This is a genomic window from Halobacillus halophilus DSM 2266, from assembly GCF_000284515.1.
Taxonomy (GTDB): Bacteria; Bacillota; Bacilli; order Bacillales; family Halobacillaceae; genus Halobacillus; species Halobacillus halophilus.
In genome coordinates this window covers 3,506,970-3,526,898 of record NC_017668.1, presented here as the reverse complement: position 1 = coordinate 3,526,898, position 19,929 = coordinate 3,506,970, and the positions used below count along the sequence as shown (strand labels likewise).

Sequence of the window (19,929 nt, the reverse complement as noted above, 5' to 3'; positions counted from 1 at the left end):
GAAATGATAAATACTTTTAAGAAAAAATTCCCTCTTCATGTATATAATTCCTCAGAAGTGTTCAGAATGATTTTTGAGGTGATGAACATGAGAGAGGAAGGAAAGAAAAGCGTGACTAAATTAAAGTTTAAACGCTTAATGCGCAAGAAATGGTTGTATCCAGCTTTGTATTTGTCCGTAGCAGCATTAGTTCTAGTAGGGGTGTTCTGGTATCAGCAAAGTGGTAAGGAAGTAGAAAACCAGTTAGCTAATCAATCAGAAACGGAAGTCCAGGATGAGTTCACTACTCAGGATTCTGGAGAGGCTTCAGTTCCAGTCATGGAGCAAAACGAAAACTTACAAATGCCAGTCGTTGATGAAGAAGCCGCGTCTATCGTTACTAAGTTCTATGATTACAATGCGTCTCAGGAAGATCAAGAAAGTGCACTGGTCCTATACAACAATAAGTACTATCAGAGTGAAGGCGTCGATATAACGAGAGAAGATGGAGAAGCTTTTGAAGTAACAGCAGCTCTATCAGGAACAGTCACAGAAGTAAAAGAAGATCCGCTTTATGGCAATGTCATTGAAATTACACATGATGAAGACGTATCAACGGTCTATGCTAGTCTAGCTGACATTAAAGTCCAAGCTGGTTCTGAAGTTACTCAAGGTGATGTGCTAGGTTCTGCTGGACAGAATTCCTTCGGCCAGGCAAGTGGCGTCCACGTTCATTTCGAATTACGAAATGAAGGGCAGCCTGTAAATCCAGAAAGCTTTTTCGGACAACCTTCCAGTAAGATCAGCGAAGAAGTGAAAGAAGAAGCAGAGGCTGAGAAAGAAACAGAAGTACCTTCTGCTGAAGATGACAGTGCTCCTGCCGAAGACTCCGCAGAAGAACCAGAAGTATCTGATGAGCCAAATGATGAGGAACTAAATACGGATGAAGATCCTGCAGATAACACAGAAGGAGAACAAACTCCTGATGAGGATAGTGCATCATCCATTTCTACAACTCAAACCTAAATGAGGGGCCAGCCCCCTCATTTTTTTATGCTGTATCATAAACTAGCAAAAAGCATTTACATAAAAAACTCCTGTAAAGCAAGCCCCATCCTTATCCCTGTGGCATAACTCACCTTTTTTAATAATACAATGAGGATAACCGAGCACTCGGTAACGTCCAGGGAGGAACACCATGACTTACACCTAGAGTACCCCCCTCATACTAACAGCATAAGCGCTTTCCTTTGAAACCACCCCCTTGGATAGACAATCACAGGAGGCGAGTGGAGTGCATGATTACATCAAAGAAAGGACCATCAGGATTGGAGAGCACCTCATTGAAACTAAAAAAACGGTCAGAGTGATCGCCAAGGAATTTGGCGTTTCTAAAAGTACGGTGCATAAAGATCTTACAGAAAGACTCCCGGAAGTGAATCCGGAGCTTGCTAAAGAAGTTAAAAAAATACTAGATTATCATAAGGAGATCAGACACCTCCGCGGAGGAGAAGCAACTCGAAGAAAGTATAAAGCCCAACTGCTTGAAGAAGGACCTGTGCAGCCTCTTGCCTGACTTCCTTTGTCATCCTCCCTAAAGAAAAATCCCCTGCGTATAAGGTGATTTTTTCATCCCGAATGCGACGATTGTCATAATTTTATGATAGAATATAGAATTAGATGTGTACTATGGTACACAGGCAATGAACGTTATTTTTTTAAGTGATGTAAAATTTCAAAACGCAGGTTGAATGCCCAGAACATGGTTGAATACTATGGACCTCTCACTTAACCGGAAGGGTTACGGCGATTTTTGTGTGTTTACGGGCATGGATGCTTTCAATAGGGAGGATCTACAGGACATGTTTGCAAGAGATATCGGGATAGACCTTGGTACAGCTAACGTGCTCATTCATGTTAAGGGTAAAGGGATCGTATTAAATCAACCAACCGTCGTGGCAATGGACCGTAATACTGGAAAAGTACTGGAAGTAGGAGAAGATGCTCAGCGGATGGTGGGACGCACACCTGAGAATATTGAAGCTACCCGTCCATTGAAGGATGGCATTATTGCAGACTTCGATGCAACAGAAGCTATGCTCAAGTACTTTATCCAAAAAATAAATGTTCGAAGCTTTCTATCCAGACCACGGATGCTGATCTGCTGTCCAACGAATATAACCAAAGTGGAACAGCAGGCAATAAAGCAAGCAGCTGAAAAAGCAGGCGGTAAGAAAGTTTTTTTAGAAGAAGAACCAAAAGTGGCTGCGATAGGTGCAGGTATGGAAATTTACGAGCCATATGGAAATATGATTGTGGATATTGGGGGAGGAACGACTGATATAGCGGTCCTTTCGATGGGGGAAATTGTTACAGCTTCGTCGATCAAAATAGCAGGAAATCGATTGGACCAGGAAATACTTCAATATATTAAGAAAGAATACCAATTATTAATTGGTGAACGGACGGCTGAGAATATAAAAATTAATGTGGGTACTGTATTTCCAGCGACTCGGACAGAAGTAGTTGATATTAGAGGCCGTGATAGGATTACTGGGCTCCCCCGTACGATTTCAGTCAGTTCGGAAGAAATAGAGAAGGCGCTTCGCGAGCCTGTTCAGGTTATCGTTCAAACGGCTAGAAAAGTATTAGAGCGGACGCCTCCAGAGCTCTCTGCTGATATAATTGAACGCGGGGTTACCCTGACGGGTGGAGGTGCTCTTCTTCACGGTGTGGATCAGCTTCTTTTCGAAGAATTGAAAGTCCCTGTGATGATTGCTGACTCTCCGATGGATTGTGTAGCTGCTGGAACAGGAATGATACTGGAAAACATGGATAAACGCAGTAAAATAGTTTTATAGCTTTCGTTAATTTTTAATAAAGGAGCGATCACCTTGTTAAGAGGATTCTACACAGCCGCCTCAGGAATGCTTGCTAACCAACGCATGCAGGAAACATTATCGAATAATATGTCCAATGTGAATACACCAGGATACAAAGCTGATCAGGGGACGATGCGTGCTTTTCCAGAATTGCTGATTGAACAAATGGGAAGCCGCAAATTGCCTGGTTCTGCAAGTAGCAGGAATATTCCTGTACAGCACCCTGTCGGATCCCTTAATACAGGTGTTTATATGCAGGAGGCTGTGCCCGCTTTCACTCAAGGTGATTTAAGAGAAACGGGAGTTGCTACGGATTTAGCTCTCCTTCAAAGAAACGTGCCCGACGAGTCGGGCTCTGTTTTTTTTGATGTTCAAAATGAGGCAGGAGAGCCGCGCTACACGAGAAATGGCAATTTCACCGTGGACGGGGAAGGGTTCTTAACTACGAATCAAGGGAACTATGTATTGGATCAATCAGGAAATCCGATTGAAACGAACCGGATGGAATTTGACGTCTCTGAGGAAGGTATAATCACGGTAGATGGACAAGATATCCCTTTAGGCTTATCTTATAGTTCGGCAGCGGAAGATATGGTGAAGGAAGGCGAAGGTTTATACAGGCTTGGGGAAGACGGCACTCAGCTCATAGAGGCCCGGGGAGATAACACAGTTGAAGTCGATGTAAAACAGAACTTTCTTGAAAGTTCCAATGTAAACAGTGCCCGTACAATGACGGAAATGATGAATACATATCGGTCTTTTGAAATGAACCAAAGAGTACTTAAAGCTTACGACCAAAGTATGCAGAAAACAGTCACTGAGATTGCCAGACTGCGATAAGGAGTGGAGGACTATTGATTAACCGTTCGATGATTCAGGCTTCTGTTACAATGGGACAGCTGCAGAGTAAGCTTGATTTAATAGGGAATAATCTTGCTAATGGGAACACGACTGGTTACAAAAGTCGGCAGGCTGACTTTTCTTCATTGTTATATCAGCAAATCGACAATTTATCCTCCGAACCAGCTCCTGGAAGCCGTCAGACACCTGATGGAGTAAGAATAGGGTCAGGGGCAAGTCTTGGTCACACAAATGTTGACCTTAGCCAGGGAAGCCTTCAGAATACAGGTAGAGAACTGGACCTTGCCTTGTTAGAGAAGAGTCATTTATTTCAATTACAAATTCCTACAAAAGCGGGCTTAGAGACACAGTACACTCGGGCAGGGAATTTTTATTTAAATCCGGTAAACGACAATGAAGTAATGCTCACAGACTCGGAAGGGTATCCTGTAATTGGAGACGCGGGGGATCCTCTTGTACTTGAAAATGGATTCACGGAATTGAAGATTAATGAAGTAGGTTCAGTGGTGGTAACACGCGACGGTCAGTCGTCCGTGGAAGGGCAGCTTGAGGTGGTGGAGGCCGTAAGACCAAGAATGCTTGAGGCGGTAGGCGGCAACCGTTTTAAAGTTCCTGATGGTATGGAAGGAACAGGAATAACTTCAGAAGTTCCCCAAAATGAAACACGAATACAGAACCGAACACTTGAATCTTCCAACGTTAATATTTCCAAGCAAATGACGGATATGCTTAATGCTCAGCGAGCTTACCAATTTAATGCAAAATCGATTTCCACGGGTGATCAGATGATGGGTCTGATCAATCAGCTCAGATCATAAACGTAAGGAGTTTGACGACCATGGCAACAGATCCTAATAAAAATGACAAAAACCATAAACGTGAGCAGGATAGACAGAAGAAACGTAAAGCTTTAGACGAAGCGACTAAACAAGATCATACAAAAAAACAAGGGTATTGGCAGAAGCTGAAAAAGACCTTCAATGAAAAGACGGGACATAAAAGCCGTATCCGTGTTCTTCCTATTTGGTTGCGTATTATCATTGTTCTGGTCTTAAGCATCGTGGCTTTGTTTATTGGGTTAATGGTCGGATACGGAGTGATCGGAGACGGAAAACCTATGGATGCTCTCAGTTGGGATACTTGGCAGCACATCTGGGATATTGTTACAAAAACTGAATAGCATGAGAAGAATTCTACACGGGTCTCAACGACTCGTGTTTTTTTATGTCTAAGGTATAAAGGAAATGTCTGGCACATCAAGTTGTTTCTGAAACCGTTATTTAGGGAATAAATCTTAAATCTAATCATTTATTTAGTGGGGAGGCCGCAAGCTTTGAGAACCGACGTATTTATCGCTGGTGGAGGTGTTGGAGGTTTAACACTGGCAGCCAAACTGGCCAGTCGAGGCGTTCATGTCACGATTGCTGAACAGCTGACGAAGGAGTCACCCGTATATAAAGGAGAACTGCTTCAGCCAAAAACCATTGCGATACTGGAAAGACTTGGAGTCATCGATGAAATAGAAGGATGCGGTCACGTGATTGACCAGCTTAGATTTCAGGAAATTCACCGTCGTGAAGGGAAATCCCCTGAAGAGATTAATTTAACGGAGCTGAATTATAGCCGAGTGGCAAGTAAATATGACCATGCCTTAATGGTGCCGCATGAGAGAACGAAATCCATTATACGGGATAAGGGACAAACCTTCGAAGAACATTTTCACTATTTAGGTGGCGCTCGATTTTTAGGTTTTGAAAAAGGAATGGCAAAGGTGAAGCAGAAGAAGGAGACTTTCCATATAGAAGCCAAGGTATATATCGGCGCAGAAGGGCGCAGTTCCCCTACTCGAAAAGCTATGAATGCTGATGTGAAGCGTAAAGACTACAATCACCATTTTCTAACAGTTACAATGCCTAGACCAGCATCTTACACCAAAGGAAAAATTATAACCACAGCCGACCGCTTTCTAGGCTTGTTTCCTCTACCTGACAATGAAGTGAGAACCGTTTATCTGATAAAAGCTGGAGAATACAAGACCATTAAAGAAAAGGGTCTTGAGTACCTCTACCAAGCCTACAGCGAACTTGAACCAGAGTTGTCAGAGGGAGTGCGTACCATCGACGATTGGAAAAAGGTTCAGCTTATGATTCCCTATACCTATCACGTAGACAAATATTATTCTGGAAATCTTGCCATTATAGGTGACGCTGCTCACACCGTCCATCCCATGGCAGGGGAAGGAATGAACCTGGCCGTACAGGATGCAGATGTCCTTGGAGAACTGCTTGCATGGTGTAAAGAAAATAATAAAAATTATCATGAGCATTTACATTACTATGAAGATGTAAGGAAGCCTCGTGTTTCCTCCCTTCTTCATTTAAGTCACCTGTCAGCACTCGTCTATTCTTTCCGTTTCGAATGGTGGAGAAAAATCCGTATGAGGGCTGTCCAGCGGATTTATGATGATGATCAGCTTCACGTGAAACAAATGCTCAATATATCCGGATTGGGATCATGGAATTTCAACTTACTCGATCGGGCAATCCAGGGAAGTGTTCTTCCAGCACGCAGTAAAAAGATAAAAGATAAGACACAGTGGAAATACTTATTTTCAGAATCAGAAGATTATCCATGGGAAAAAGAGAACTAGGAGGGGATGAATCATATGAATGAATGGGTAACGGCTATGCAGGCTAGAAAGTGGATGAAAAAGAATGAATCGTTTCTGCCAAGCTGGCATGCTTATGTGGGATCTGAGTTAGGACTGTTTGATGAATTCAAATCAGCCAGGACAGTAGAAGCGGTCAGTGAAAAAACAGGGTACTCCTATGATTTATTAGCTTCCTGGGTTAAAGTAGGAGTCGCAGTTAAGCATCTGAAGAAGCGTCCAAATGAACGTTACCGTACGTCAAAAAGAAGATGCTCTGCTCTTATGGGGCAGGAGCAGTCGCCTGGTGTTAAAGCATTGCTGAAAGAGATGATGGAGCTTCATATTCCTACAATGCTGCAATATCCCTCTATACTAAAGTCTCATGAGCGTGCCCTGTTCGACCATGAGCGGCATGGAGAAGTTGTAGCTGAAACTTCAGCCCTGCTTGAACACTTTGCGATTAAAAAGATTAAGAAGATGATACGCGCAAGAAATGTAGATACCATTGTGGACCTTGGCTGCGGCCATGGCGGATACTTACGAAAGTTAGCCGAAGAATTTCCTGATGTCCAGATGATTGGGGTAGATCTGAACCAAAAGGTCATCGATCATGCACGAGAATTATCTGACGATTTCTCTAATATAAAGTTTGAAGTAGGAGATATAAATGAATGGGAGCCGGAAGATGGAAGGAAAGTGGACGTTGTACTGCTTCATAATATCTTTCATTATGTTCATCCGGATTCGCGCCCTGATCTTCTAGAGCAAATGTATAGTTATGTGGAAGCTCAAGGAGTCGTTTCTGTTATCACACCTATTAATGAAACCGAGCATGGGGAAGCTTTTTCTTCAGCGTTTAACAGTTTCTTTGTAGCTCACTCGAATCTTTTTGCGCTGCCGGATAAGAAAGAGTTAAAAGAGGTTACGGCTCATTCTAATTTTGATATGTATGATTTAGATCCGATTGTTAAAGAAGGTTCCTGGTACACTTTCTGGATGAGTCCATCTTCTCCAGTGAAAGAATGGGTACAAACTCAGGAGATGAACGACGGAGAACGTTCGTTTTCTTCCAAGCAGGAAGATAACAAGGAGTTAACTCGTTCGTCATAAAATAAACCGCTGTGACCACTTCAGTCACAGCGGTTTATAATTTTCTAGAAGACTTTTGTGATTTTTTTAGTGCAAACTGATAAATAGTGATGAATTGTAAGATAAGCGTTTTTGCACAAACGGCCGGATTGTGGAAGACTCAGTTTCAAGATATCTTAGGTCCGTTACTTAATATAGAGGAGGGATGGCTGCGGAAACAACTCGCTTTCCTGCGGGGGAACTGGCAAGCCTCCTCGGTCGCTGTCACTCCCTGTGGGGTCTCGCCTCGCTCCTTCTCCCGCGGGAGTCTCGTCGTTTCCTTCGCCACCCAGCCTGAAACGTAAAACGGCCCCTTTCATAAGAGGGGTAATAATCCTGAAGCAGGCTTAAATGTTTATAAAGCGGGATTTATACACTTAAATAAGCTAGATACTCTTTAGCTTCTAGGGTTCATTATCTTTGTCGAACAGGCATCTTCGAAGTGCATTTCGAGCTCCCTATTTCGCAAGGTCCGGAGGGGGACGATGAAGACTCCTGTGGGATGAAAATCAGGCCACTTAAAAACATATTTTGGAAATTATTTCTCCTACATTTATATCTGAAAATGACCAAAATTCGACGTCCACTCCCCTCTTTCATATGATTTTTCGGATGAAATTTGGGAATCCATTTTCCGCAGGGAGAAATTAGCAGGGTTTTCAGCGGCCTCATGAAAATGACAGGGGAGACCCCGGAAGGCGAAGCCTGAGGAGGCTCCGCGCATTCCCACGGAAAGCGAAATCGTCCCCCGGAGGACCTTACTCGTCAACAAATATCTCGAAACTGAGTCTTCAAGTAATGGGAGCTTATATTTAACAATCATTATTATGATTTTATTGGCCCGTTTTTGAAGGGATGTCTTAATTATCTTTTGTCGAGAAGGACATCCATCTATATAATAAGGGTAGAATGAACAAAAGGAGCTGCATGCATGTATGTTAGATATCCAAGAAATTAAAGAAATTATTCCACACAGGTATCCGTTTCTGCTCATTGATCAAGTCGAAGAAATTGTAGAAGGAGAACGCGCTGTTGGATACAAAAATGTAACGATGAATGAACCGTTTTTTCAGGGACACTTTCCTGATTACCCGGTGATGCCAGGGGTGTTAATTACGGAAGCCCTAGCTCAAATGGGAGCGGTAGCTATGCTTAAAAAAGAAGAAAACCAGGGGAAACTGGCCTTTTTTACAGGTATTGATAAGTGCCGCTTTAAGCGCCAGGTAAAACCAGGCGACCGACTAAAACTTGAAGTGGACATTGTAAGACTGAAAGGACCGATGGGGAAAGGAAAAGCGAAAGCAACCGTAGATGGTGAAGTAGCCTGCGAAGCTGAAATTATGTTCGCTTTGAAATAATTTAAATGACTCGGATCATAAGGTCCGGGTCATTTTTTATGGGGTTTTAAGGTAAAAAATGGTATAATTCTAGCATTGAAAGAATAAATCTATGAATCTAGCAGAAGGAGTGGCTTCGCATTAAAAATTATCTTAAAGCCTTTGGAGTTTTGGCTTTCCTGGTCGTTGTGAACATTTTTCTCATTCCAAGTGTACACGCAGAAACGCAAATTGCAGATAAATGCAGCTTTGAACAGTCAGAGGGCGTGAACCCCGACCCGCAAACCATCAATTGTCTTTTAACAGAGGCTGCTGTTAAGTATGATATACCTCCTGAAATTGTTAAAGCGGTTGCTGAAAAAGAGAGTGCCGGGAAACAGTTTGAAGACAACAAGCCGCTTATCTCAGAAGATGGCGGAATTGGGATCATGCAGGTGACACAGAAGGATAACTATGATGATACACGCTTAAAGCAGGATATTGGGTATAATATTGAAGCTGGTGTCGAGATTTTAAACAAAATGTATGATCGAAACGACCTGCCATCCATCAATAAAAGTGAAGGATCTGTTAACACTTACCAAAGAAATTATATAGAAAACTGGTATTTCGCTGTAATGGCTTATAATGGCATTAAACCAGTAAATAGTCCGGTTATACAGGAAAATGGTGACGAGAATAAAGAAGCTTATCAAGAAGAAGTGTTCGAGATCATCGAAAGAAACATGGATCGCGAACTTGGAGAATTAGATTTTTCAAGGGATGATTTTGACTACGACCCTGCAAAAAGAGATAACATTCGGTTTGTAACCATGGAGTATCGTTTCCTGGAGCCATTTACATCTTCCAACTATTTTTATAAAAAGGGCCAAACCGTCGGGGTCGTTCAAGAAGTTAATTTGCGCTCCCAGCCGACAACCTCCAACCCGAACGTAATAGGAAAAGTGAAACAGGGGGAACACCTGACGATTGAAGGTTCCTATACGTATGAAAAAAGTCAGGAAAGTTTAAATCCATTTGTATGGTATAAAGTTGAAAAAGAGAACGGCACTAAGGGATACGTAGCATCGAATTATTTAAGAAATAAATTTAAAGATGTTCCTGCTAATCATTATGCTGAAGAGAGTATTGATCAATTATTCGATATGAACATACTTAGAGGCCATAATGAAGATACTTTCGGGATGAAGGAGAATTTAATTCGTATTCATGCCGCTATGCTTTTCGTGCGTGCTGAGAATCTTTCATTGACTGGTCGTCCGGACCCTGGTTTTGTGGATGTATCACCGGAGAGCCGTTATTTTGATACTGTATCTGCTGTTGCTGATGAAGGTATTTTTAACGGAGATGAGAAAGGAAACTTCCATATAGAAGATGACTTGAAGCGGAGCGAAATGGCCGTCCTGCTGCAAAATGTCTATAATTTTGAAAAGTCATCGAAAGAGCATCCATTTGTGGATGTAAAAGATGACATATGGTATGACGAATCCGTAAACCGCCTTTATCATGCAGGGATAACTTCTGGTGTGAGTGCTGACCAGTACGGTCCATCAGAAACGGTGACACGAGAGCAGTTTGCTGCCTTTTTGATCCGATCCATTGAATATCAGAAGAATAATTAAAGTCTCATCAAATTACTCCGGCTTCGGCCGGAATTTTTTTGGGGAAAAATGGATGATTTTTACCAGCGGGGACATACTACGGGTCGTAATCATTAAAAAGGAGGAATACAAATGAAATCTCTATCAATTAAGTTGCTAATTGCTATGCTGATGGTTTCCCTTCTAGGTGCCTGTGGTACGGATGAAGATCCAATGGGTAAAGAAGAAAATGACACGGAACAGAACATGAATGAGGAAGAGAACAAAGAAGAGGATCAAATGAATGAAGACGGTATGAATGAGGACGATGAAGAAAATATGGATCAAGAAGATATGACAGATGGGGAAAATGATGCTACGGAAGAAGATATGACGAACGAAGATACCATGGAGAATGACATGACAGAGAACGAAAATGATAGTAAAGACAATCAATAACAGAAAAGCCGCTAAACTTAGCGGCTTTTATTGTGTTTGTTATTATAGGATAAAAATACTGAAGTGACCACCATACATATTCCTCCCAGGGTTAGAAGGGGAATAAGAAAATGAAAGGCTGACAAATAATCGAGTAAAAGCAATCCAACTCCCGTAAGGAACGAAATAAATCCACTGACCGCCAACGTTTTTCCCTTCTGATTCACATAAGTTCCCCGCTTTCTAAAAGAAATAAGTGCATGGCGCAGGCTTTATTTATGGAACATAGTTTGCTGCTAGTGTGCGGAGGAGTTAACGACATATAATATTCTGCTTTACAGTTATATCGGTTAAGAAAAGGAAATATAAACAATTTTCCGGACTCTTTAAAACTAAGTCCGACTATTTGAAATTGATTGGAAAATCCGTTTCGCTTATGTAGAATAGAGGTAAGATACACATTAATAATTCCTTTACAATTTTACGTTTCTTGGTTTTATTAGTGTGGAATAAGCGAATAGAGGTGATTATTAATGAAATACAGAACGGCAAGCGATTTAAAGGACTTACTTTTAGAAGACTTTGAAAATGTAGTCAACAAAATTCCACAGGAAAAACTGGACGTTTACCTCTATCTTCATAGAGAGTTCCAGAATACTTACGTACCGGATGATAGTTTATATCAATTTATCTTTCGTTATTTTTTCCGTTTAGACAACCCGAGCTTAACGAATGAGTTCGAAACATCTTATTTTAAGTTGATGGAAGAGCAGAGAAAAGAAGAAAGACCGAACATTGTACAAATTACAAAGAGCTTGTACGAGATTAAGAACCACAAAGGCAACCCGACCATGCAGTTCCCATTAGCGGCTTCCATGCTGCATGCGATCAATCCTCAATTCCCAACATACGATAGTGATATTGTGAAAGCATTCGACTTTTCTTCCACTTATCACTTGTCCGGTTTTGAGAAGAAGATGAAGCGTTACATGAAACAATATCAGCATGCTTACAGAACTTATACTGAATTAATCGATGATGAAGCTATGGAGCCCATGTTCAAGCACTTTGATGAACGCTTTCGCGATTACAATCTTCCAAAGATCAAAAAGTTGGACTTAATGACAGCACAGCTCGGAAATATTATTCAATAAAAATAACCGGATCCGGCCCAGGGTCCGGCTTTTTTTATGAGTACTTTTTTAAATTCACAATTTAATCTATTTTCCAGAAAAAGTGACACAATATTGTCATTTTAGAGTGTTTTGTACAAGTTGCATTACAAACCGTACTTTAGTAACATTATTCATAATTATGACTACTTGGTCAGAATGAAATGGAACGTGAGTGAAGGAATGGAAGTTGTCCTAGAGGAGACACTACGGAAATGAAAAGGTTACATAATCGCCCTCGTACACTAGTTTTATGGTTTGTTAAATGAGCTGCTTAGATATAGAAGGAGAGGAAGTCTTAGATGAAAAGAATAGCCGTGCTGATATTTCTAATAATTTTTCTGGCCGCCTGTTCAAACGACGACACGGAAGAAGAAACAGAGGAAAGAGAAACACCGGTAGAAGTTGAACAAGTTCAGACAGAGGATTTTGTCATAAATCGCGAAATAATTGGACGAACCACAACCTCTGATACGACTCCCGTTATTTCTGAAACGCCAGGAGAGCTGGTTACGCTGAACGTTTCCAAGGGAGATCGGATTGAAGAAGGACAGCAAATAGGTGTGGTAGATCCTGGAGATGGTGAAAGCCAGGTTGAACTCCAGCAAATCGCAGTACGCCAAGCAGAAAAACAGCTCGAAAATGCGCAGATTTCTAAAGAGCAGGCGGAAAGTGGCCTTGAGAATGCGCAGGATCAGCTGGAAGTAGCTGAAGAGGCCGAAGATGCCCAGGAAAATCAAAATGAGCAGGCGAAAGAGATGGCTGAGCAGCAATATGAGCAAGCCCAGGGGCTTGCTGATCAGACGAAATCACTTTTTGAAGAAGGAATCATTCCTGAAGTTCTCTATCAGCAGGCTCAAAGCCGTGCGGATCAGGCCCAGGCTCAGCTTAAGCAGTTGCAGGGAGGGGCGCAGCAATCTTCAGGTGTAGCTCAAGCTGAAGCACAGGTGGATCAGGCTCGTCAGCAGCTGGAACAAGCGAGGATTGCTGTCGATCAGGCTGAACTGCAGGTGGAGCAGGCGAACGTCCAGCTGAACCAAACGCAGGATCAAACCTCGAACAAAATTATTAAATCCCCGGCTACCGGTGAGATTGCTTCCCTTGAAGCAACTGAAGGCGCACTCGTAACGAATCAGCAGCCCTTTGCTACCATTGTGGGGCTAAACCCTATGACGGTAACAGCATCGATTACAGCTGAGCAGCTTTCTCTATTTAATAATGGAGATGAACTGGAAGTAGAGATTAGTACGTTGGATGAGAAAATAACTTCTACTGTGGAATCCGTTTCTTCTATTCCTGACGATACGGGTCTTTATCCTGTTGAAGCCGCAGTTGAAAATGACGAAGAGAGTATCAAACCAGGCATGATGGCGACTTTTTTACTTCCTGAAACGGTAGTGGAAAACAGTTTGGTTGTACCAACGGATGCTGTAATGGAAGAAGGTAACGAATCTTATATTTACCACGTAGTGGATGGGAAAGCTGTACGTGTAAATGTTGAAGTCATAGAAGCTCAAACCGAACGTACAGCCATAAATGCTGAACTTCCAGAAGATGCTCAAGTGATTACTACGGGTCAGTTGACGCTGACAGATGGCGGGAAAGTGACGATCATGGAGGAGGACGAACAGAGTGAAGCTAGTTAATCTGTCTGTCAAGCGCCCCGTTGGGGTTATCATGATTGTCGCAGCTATTCTTGCTTTAGGATTTGTTTCATTACGGAGCTTGACGATTGATCTCTATCCGGAAATTGACTTGCCCATTGCCGTAGTTTCCACTTCCTATGAAGGAGCAGCGCCGCAAGAGGTAGAGGAACTGGTCAGCCGGCCCGTCGAATCATCCGTAAGTTCGATTGAAGGTCTTGAAGTGCTCCAGTCCCAATCGCAGGCTGGGGCTTCACTCGTTCTTTTGCAATTTAATACGGGGATTGATTTGGATAGTACCTTGCTTCAGGTGAGGGAAAACGTAGACCAGGCCCGGGCTGCTCTTCCAGATGGAGCAGGAGAACCTAGTGTTCTCCGCTTTGATCCCCAGCAGCTCCCGATCATGACCGTTGGCTTATCAGGTGATGATCCGGAAGAATTACAGCAAGTGGCTGAGAACCGGCTTGTTCCTTTCCTGGAAAGACAGGAAGGTGTGGCGTCTGTAAGTATTGAAGGCGGCAAGGTACGGGAAGTACAAGTATTGGTAGATCGTGCTCAGATGGCTCAGTATGGACTTGATTCCCAAACCATTGTTCAAACGTTAAATGCTTCCAATCAGTCGGCCTCTGCAGGTGCTGTAGATAAAGGACAAAAAGATTTGCAAATTAGAATTGATGGCGAGTTTGAGTCAATTGAAGATGTGCGCAGTACGATTTTACAATCGCCATCCGGTGCGCAGGTAACCTTGGATCAAATAGCTGAGGTGGAAGAAAAGCTAACCAATTCTAATTCAGTCGCGAAAGTAAATGGTTCTTCTTCAGTTGTACTTTCCGTTCTTAAGAAAACCGATGCGAATACCGTAGAAGCGGCTGATAACGTCCGAGAAGCATTGAATGAAGGAAGTGCGGACCTTCCGGAAAATGTGAGTTCTGAGATTGTGCTGGACACTTCTGAATTTATTAAGATTTCAATTAATAGTGTTGTGCTGAACATTATTCTCGGGGGAATTTTCTCTATTCTTGTTTTACTACTGTTCCTGAAAAGTATCAGGGCCACTCTTGTAATTGGTATCTCGATTCCGATTGCGATTATTTCAACGTTTACCCTTATGTATTTTACAGGGGAAACATTGAATGTATTAACGATGGGTGGACTTGCTTTAGGCATAGGGATGATGGTGGATAGTTCCATCGTCATACTAGAAAATATCGTCAGCTACCGACAGCGGGGTTACTCGATGGTGGAAGCTGCGAAAGAGGGAGCTTCTGAACTGGCTCCAGCAGTAGTGGCTTCAGCTACTACAACGCTTGTCGTATTTTTGCCTATTATATTTGTTGAGGGAATTGCTTCCGAGCTGTTTACACCTTTAGCGTTGACTATTATGTTTGCCTTAATTGCATCGCTGGCTGTATCAGTAACCTTAATCCCAATGCTTTCCTCGAAATTGTTGACGAAATCATTGAAGGAGAGTGGAAGGCGTTACTGGTTTGATCGCTTCCTTGATAAAGTAAATGATAAATATCGCTCTTTACTGCGAAGGGTATTAAAGTTCAGAAAGACAACCGTAGCCATTACTGTGGCTCTAATAGCAGGAAGTGCGGCCTTAGTACCTCTCATTGGAACGGAATTTATACCTCCTTCTGATCAGGGTCAAATTGAAGTGAGTGTGGAAATGCCGGCCGGTACGTCCATTGAAGATACAGAAGAGTTTACAAACCAAATTGATTCACGAATAGAAGAGTTCGGAGACGTTATTGACGTGAGCTACTTATCTGTTGGTGGAGGCGGCATGGGGAGCGTTGGAAATGGCTCCTCTGATCAGGCTTCTTACACGATACAACTGGTGGATCCCGATGAACGGGAAAGGACCACACAACGAGTAATGGAACAGCTGGATGAATCGCTGAGCGGCCTGGCTGGTGCTGAAGTTCAAGTAAGTGAATTGAATGCAGGACTGGGCACAGGAGCCCCGCTTCAAGTACAGCTTAACGGTGATGATTTTGAAGTACTTTCCGAGTTAGCCAATCAAGTTTCTTATGTTATGAATCAAGTCGATGGGGTGAGTAATGCCACTTCTTCTACGGAGGAAGGGCGTCCGGAAATGCGGATAAATGTTAACCGTGAAAAAGCTGCGCAGTATGGTCTTTCTTATCAGCAAGTGATTGGCCAGACTCAGCTTGCGTTTAACGGCCAAATTGCTACCCGATATCGCCAGGGTGGCGACGAACTTGATGTGCGGTTGATTTTACCGGAAGATGAGAGACAGACGATTTCTGATTTGGAAGGAATGACGGTACAAACACCTAATGGAGGACTTGTTCCGCTGGCATCTATTGCTGATCTTGAACAAGTCCAGGGTCCTGTTACACTGCTTCGCCAGGACCAGCAGCCGCAAGTCAATGTTGAATCGGAAGTGACAGGCCGGGACCTCGGAAGCGTGACAGAAGATGTTCGCGCTGAATTGGAGAGTTTGAATATGCCAGATGGCTATTCCTTCGAAATTGGAGGGCAGGCGCAGGATATGCAGGAAGCCTTTGGGGATCTCTCCTTAGCGTTAATCTTCTCCCTCTTTCTGGTCTACGCCGTGATGGCCATTCAGTTTGAAAACTTCTTGTTTCCATTTATCATTATGTTCTCATTACCTGCAACGCTAATCGGTATAACCGGCGGGCTGTTTATTACGAATTTACCGTTCAGTCTGCCAGCATTTGTAGGTATTATCATGCTCGCCGGTATTGTAGTCAACAACGCCATTGTCCTGGTTGACTACATTAATATCCTGCGAAGGAAGTCTTACGATCGTTACGAAGCGATCCTTGAAGCTGGACCTAATCGCCTGCGCCCTATCCTCATGACCACGCTGACTACGGTCCTTGGAATGGTGCCGCTGGCTATAGGGATCGGCCGCGGTGCGGAAGCTCAGCAGCCGCTTGCCGTTACAATTATTTTCGGTTTAACGGTGTCCAGTTTCTTTACACTTGTTTTAATTCCAGTGGTTTATACGTACTTTGACGATTTATCCAAGAAGATCACCGGAAAGTTTCGTAAAAACAAAACAGAAGAAACAACAGAATAAGGCTCCTATTTACTGCCACCTCAGGTCATCCATAATTTGGATGACCTGAGGTGTTTTTTATTTCAAAAAAAATCTTAAAAAAATTCTATTAAAAAGTGATCCAATTCATTTTACTAGACGATAGCTATGTGAAAAGGCAAACCAATCAATGAGAGAAAATAAAAAATTAAAAGGAGAGATGAGAACATGAAAACATTCAAGAAAATTTTTGTCGTGATGATGGCGATCCTGCTGTTAGCGCCATCCGCAGCATTGGCTGATAACCACGGGGACACGATGGCGACAGTTAAAACTCCCGCCGCGGATTTAAGAGCAGACTTGGACAAATTGTTATCGGAACACTTTGTTCTGGCTACTACATTTATGATGAAATCCTATGAGGACGCTGAAGACACCGATCAGGTTTGGAATAAGCTGGATCAAAATGCACAGGATATGACACCGGCTATCGCTTCTGTCTACGGTGAAGAAGCAGCGTCGCAGTTTGAGGACATATTCAGAGGTCATAATGATTACTCCGACGAGTTTGTGAAAGCGGCAAAGAATGATGAACCGGAAGCCCGCGAAGCGGCTGAACAAGAAGTAGAAGAATTTGTGAATGAATTTGGAGCATTTTTATCAAAAGCAACAGAGGGAAATCTGTCTGAAGAAGCAGCAAAAAAAGTACTGACTGCTCACGAAGAGGACGTAATAAACGTTTTTGACCACTATGTAAATGAAGAATACCAGAAGGCCTACCAATCATTCCGCGATGGGTTCCATCGCATGTTTGATATTAGTAAAGCCCTGTCAACGGCCATTACAACCCAAATGCCAGACAAATTTGAGCAGACTGCAGCAGATTCTAAGGCAGCAGATCTTCGTTCTAACTTAAATGCGCTCGCATCTGAGCACTTTGCATTGGCTACCCTTGAAATGCAAAAAGGATTCAACCAGGCTCCAGATTATGATTTTGTAACCTGGGCAGAAAATGAACATACAAAAGAGTTTGCGGCAACAATCGACTCTCTTTATGGAGAACAAGGGGCAGAGCAATTTGAGAAAGTATGGCAGCAGGATCATATCACAGCTCAATCTGATATTGTAACAGCAGCTTTGGAAAACAATGAAGAAGCTCGTATGGATGCAGAAGAAAGCTTGAAAATGTTTGCAGAAGATTTCGGTGCTTTCTTAGCTTCAGCAACGGAAGGCAACCTTCCTCAAGAAGCCGCAACGGAAGCGGTATGGACACATGAAGAAGATGTACTTGAAACGTTCGATCACTATGCAGCGGAAGATTATGAAGCTGCTTATAACAGCTTCCGTGAAGGCTATGGCTTTATGTTTGGTATCGGTGAAACGCTTGGAGATGCGATAGCTAAACAAATGCCAGATCAATTCGGTAACGATCTAATGCCTGAAGAAATGCCTGATACAGGAATGGGCGGCATGAGTGAAGCTGGTTCATTATCTGTATGGGCCTGGGCAGCATTTGGAATTCTTGCTCTTCTATCAGGTGGATTGCTTTACAGAAAGAAATCGAATCAATAAATTCGCTTCGCAAGTTTCGGTTCGTTAGACTAAGAAGAGAGGCCATACCTCTCTTCTTAGTTGTTTTAAAGAATGGATAACCAATAAACGAAAAAGGTGATGGGTTATGGAGATGAAGTGGAAGATTTACTTTACAGTCGTAGGAATAGTAGCCCTTCTCATGGTTGGGTATGAAACGAATGTATGGGCGAATCTGACCAGTTCGGAGTCGGAAACTCAAGTAGAAAAAATTGAAACACCAGAAGTCGAAGCCTCAGATATCACACCTCCTGAGGAAAAGCTCAAGGAACAGGTTGCTGGCGGAGAGTTCACCGTAATTAATAAAAATAAAGATATGAATTCATCGGAAGTGGTCAAAGAAGAAAAGCAGAAAGAAACTGGAATTGTTCCTGCCAATATTCAAATCCCTGCTATTGATGTTAATTCTGACATTGAATCGGTTGGCGTCCTTGATAATGGACAAATGGGCGTGCCTGAAGATCCGGATAAAGCGGGGTGGTTTGAACCTGGTACGGAACCTGGGAATACAGGGAATTCAGTTATTGCCGGGCACGTGGACAGTCGTACAGGTCCTGCGGTTTTCTATGACTTGGATAAGCTTGAAAAAGGGGATGAAATTACAGTCACCGATCAAAACGGCGAAAAGAAAACATACGTCGTTCAGAAATTGGAAAGTTATCCAGAGAAAGAGTCCCCAATCGGACGGATTTTTGGTCCCACTGATGAAAAGAGGCTGAACCTTATCACTTGTACGGGAGAGTTTGTGAGGGATCAAGGAGGTCACCAGGATCGTCTGGTCGTTTATTCCACCCTGAAAGAGACTGAAAAGGAAAAGTCGGATATTAAAGCTCCTACGAATATCGAAGTTAACGGCAGTCTTGTTACATGGTACGCCGTTCGTAAAGATTATGTAGCGGGCTATAGAGTATACAGGAGTAGGGATGGAGAGGAATTTGAGAAAGTTGCCAGTATCTCGAATCATGAGAGAAAAGCGTATGCAGATCCCGAAGCTTCTCAATATATGTATTATGTAACCACGGTGGATTTAGAAGGAAATGAATCAGAACCATCCAAAACGGCTTCATCAAAATAACACAAGCTATCATCACCTGACACCCACAACCAACATTTACCACCTCAAGTCATCCAAATATTGGATGACTTGAGGTGGTATATTTATATCCAAAAAAAGCCTCCCCGTGTGGGAGGCTTTAAATTATATGAAGTTTTTATTTTTGTTCAGGGACTCACCTAATCGGTAAATTTCATTGCGGAGAGATTCAGGGAACATAAATACGTTAACCCCGCAAGTCATCGTACGATTATCTGAGCTGATCCAGATAATCCGTCCTTCTGCTGAGTACGTTTCTTTATGATAAATAAACGAAAGAAGAACCTCATCTTTCATGGAAAGATCCGGGTTCTCATCACAAGAGAAGCGCAGGCCATTCAAGCTGATGTCTTTCACTTGCAGCGGTCCGGAGATATTCGGGCTTAATTTTTTATTATAAAACCCTGGCAGCGGTTCATTAAATGAGTAGCGGAATGGTTCAATTCTTCGTTCATCTGCCATAACCAAACCCCTTTACTTAAGTGTAGTTAATCTAATGATATACTTCATTAAGTTATGGTACAACAATAAGATATGCTGCA

At 42.7% G+C, this 19,929-nt stretch carries 17 protein-coding genes; 16 read left to right on the top strand and 1 reads right to left on the bottom strand.

Annotation, left to right across the window (positions count from 1 at the left end):
* Positions 1-111: 111 nt before the first annotated feature.
* The 16 genes from HBHAL_RS17375 to HBHAL_RS17300 all read left to right on the top strand — a co-directional run bounded on the left by HBHAL_RS17375 (position 112) and on the right by HBHAL_RS17300 (position 19,369).
* Positions 112-1,005 (top strand): M23 family metallopeptidase, encoded by an 894-nt coding sequence (locus HBHAL_RS17375; protein ID WP_231853965.1) that lies wholly within the window; start codon positions 112-114, stop codon positions 1,003-1,005.
* A gap of 268 nt (positions 1,006-1,273) precedes the next feature.
* Complete coding sequence (gene spoIIID / locus HBHAL_RS17370; RefSeq protein ID WP_014644812.1) at positions 1,274-1,555, top strand: sporulation transcriptional regulator SpoIIID; 282 nt, start codon at positions 1,274-1,276, stop codon at positions 1,553-1,555.
* A gap of 286 nt (positions 1,556-1,841) precedes the next feature.
* The gene (gene mreB, locus HBHAL_RS17365) at positions 1,842-2,840 is read left to right on the top strand and encodes a rod shape-determining protein MreB (protein WP_014644811.1); all 999 of its coding nucleotides are present in this window, start codon (positions 1,842-1,844) and stop codon (positions 2,838-2,840) included.
* Positions 2,841-2,873: 33 nt separating this feature from the next.
* Complete coding sequence (locus tag HBHAL_RS17360; protein WP_014644810.1) at positions 2,874-3,701, top strand: flagellar hook-basal body protein; 828 nt, start codon at positions 2,874-2,876, stop codon at positions 3,699-3,701.
* A gap of 14 nt (positions 3,702-3,715) precedes the next feature.
* The gene (locus HBHAL_RS17355; protein ID WP_014644809.1) at positions 3,716-4,540 is read left to right on the top strand and encodes a flagellar hook-basal body protein; all 825 of its coding nucleotides are present in this window, start codon (positions 3,716-3,718) and stop codon (positions 4,538-4,540) included.
* A gap of 20 nt (positions 4,541-4,560) precedes the next feature.
* Positions 4,561-4,902 carry a DNA-directed RNA polymerase subunit beta gene (locus tag HBHAL_RS17350; protein WP_014644808.1) on the top strand — a complete coding sequence of 114 codons (342 nt, stop codon included), beginning with the start codon at positions 4,561-4,563 and terminating at the stop codon, positions 4,900-4,902.
* Between the two features lie 153 nt (positions 4,903-5,055).
* Positions 5,056-6,372 carry an FAD-dependent oxidoreductase gene (locus HBHAL_RS17345; protein WP_014644807.1) on the top strand — a complete coding sequence of 439 codons (1,317 nt, stop codon included), beginning with the start codon at positions 5,056-5,058 and terminating at the stop codon, positions 6,370-6,372.
* A 15-nt stretch (positions 6,373-6,387) separates the two neighbouring features.
* Complete coding sequence (locus HBHAL_RS17340) at positions 6,388-7,482, top strand: class I SAM-dependent methyltransferase (protein ID WP_014644806.1); 1,095 nt, start codon at positions 6,388-6,390, stop codon at positions 7,480-7,482.
* A gap of 953 nt (positions 7,483-8,435) precedes the next feature.
* Complete coding sequence (fabZ, locus tag HBHAL_RS17335) at positions 8,436-8,858, top strand: 3-hydroxyacyl-ACP dehydratase FabZ (RefSeq protein WP_014644805.1); 423 nt, start codon at positions 8,436-8,438, stop codon at positions 8,856-8,858.
* 167 nt (positions 8,859-9,025) lie between these two features.
* Positions 9,026-10,459, top strand: coding sequence for an S-layer homology domain-containing protein (locus tag HBHAL_RS20480; RefSeq protein WP_014644804.1), 1,434 nt, complete (start codon positions 9,026-9,028; stop codon positions 10,457-10,459).
* Positions 10,460-10,570: 111 nt separating this feature from the next.
* Positions 10,571-10,876, top strand: a complete 306-nt coding sequence (locus HBHAL_RS17325) for a hypothetical protein (RefSeq protein ID WP_014644803.1) — start codon at positions 10,571-10,573, stop codon at positions 10,874-10,876.
* Positions 10,877-11,388: 512 nt separating this feature from the next.
* Positions 11,389-12,009: a hypothetical protein gene (locus HBHAL_RS17320; protein WP_014644802.1), complete on the top strand. Its 621-nt coding sequence runs from the start codon at positions 11,389-11,391 to the stop codon at positions 12,007-12,009.
* Positions 12,010-12,329: 320 nt separating this feature from the next.
* Positions 12,330-13,673 carry an efflux RND transporter periplasmic adaptor subunit gene (locus tag HBHAL_RS17315; protein WP_014644801.1) on the top strand — a complete coding sequence of 448 codons (1,344 nt, stop codon included), beginning with the start codon at positions 12,330-12,332 and terminating at the stop codon, positions 13,671-13,673.
* The gene (locus HBHAL_RS17310; protein WP_014644800.1) at positions 13,660-16,746 is read left to right on the top strand and encodes an efflux RND transporter permease subunit; all 3,087 of its coding nucleotides are present in this window, start codon (positions 13,660-13,662) and stop codon (positions 16,744-16,746) included. The genes HBHAL_RS17315 and HBHAL_RS17310 overlap by 14 nt, the downstream gene beginning before the upstream one ends.
* 186 nt (positions 16,747-16,932) lie before the next feature.
* Positions 16,933-18,276 (top strand): hypothetical protein, encoded by a 1,344-nt coding sequence (locus HBHAL_RS17305; RefSeq protein ID WP_014644799.1) that lies wholly within the window; start codon positions 16,933-16,935, stop codon positions 18,274-18,276.
* Positions 18,277-18,382: 106 nt separating this feature from the next.
* Positions 18,383-19,369, top strand: coding sequence for a class F sortase (locus HBHAL_RS17300; RefSeq protein ID WP_014644798.1), 987 nt, complete (start codon positions 18,383-18,385; stop codon positions 19,367-19,369).
* Between the two features lie 123 nt (positions 19,370-19,492).
* Here HBHAL_RS17300 and HBHAL_RS17295 read toward each other — a convergent pair whose 3' ends face one another.
* A complete protein-coding gene (locus HBHAL_RS17295) occupies positions 19,493-19,849 on the bottom strand; it encodes a PilZ domain-containing protein (protein WP_014644797.1) in 357 nt (118 codons plus the stop codon).
* Positions 19,850-19,929 lie beyond the last annotated feature (80 nt).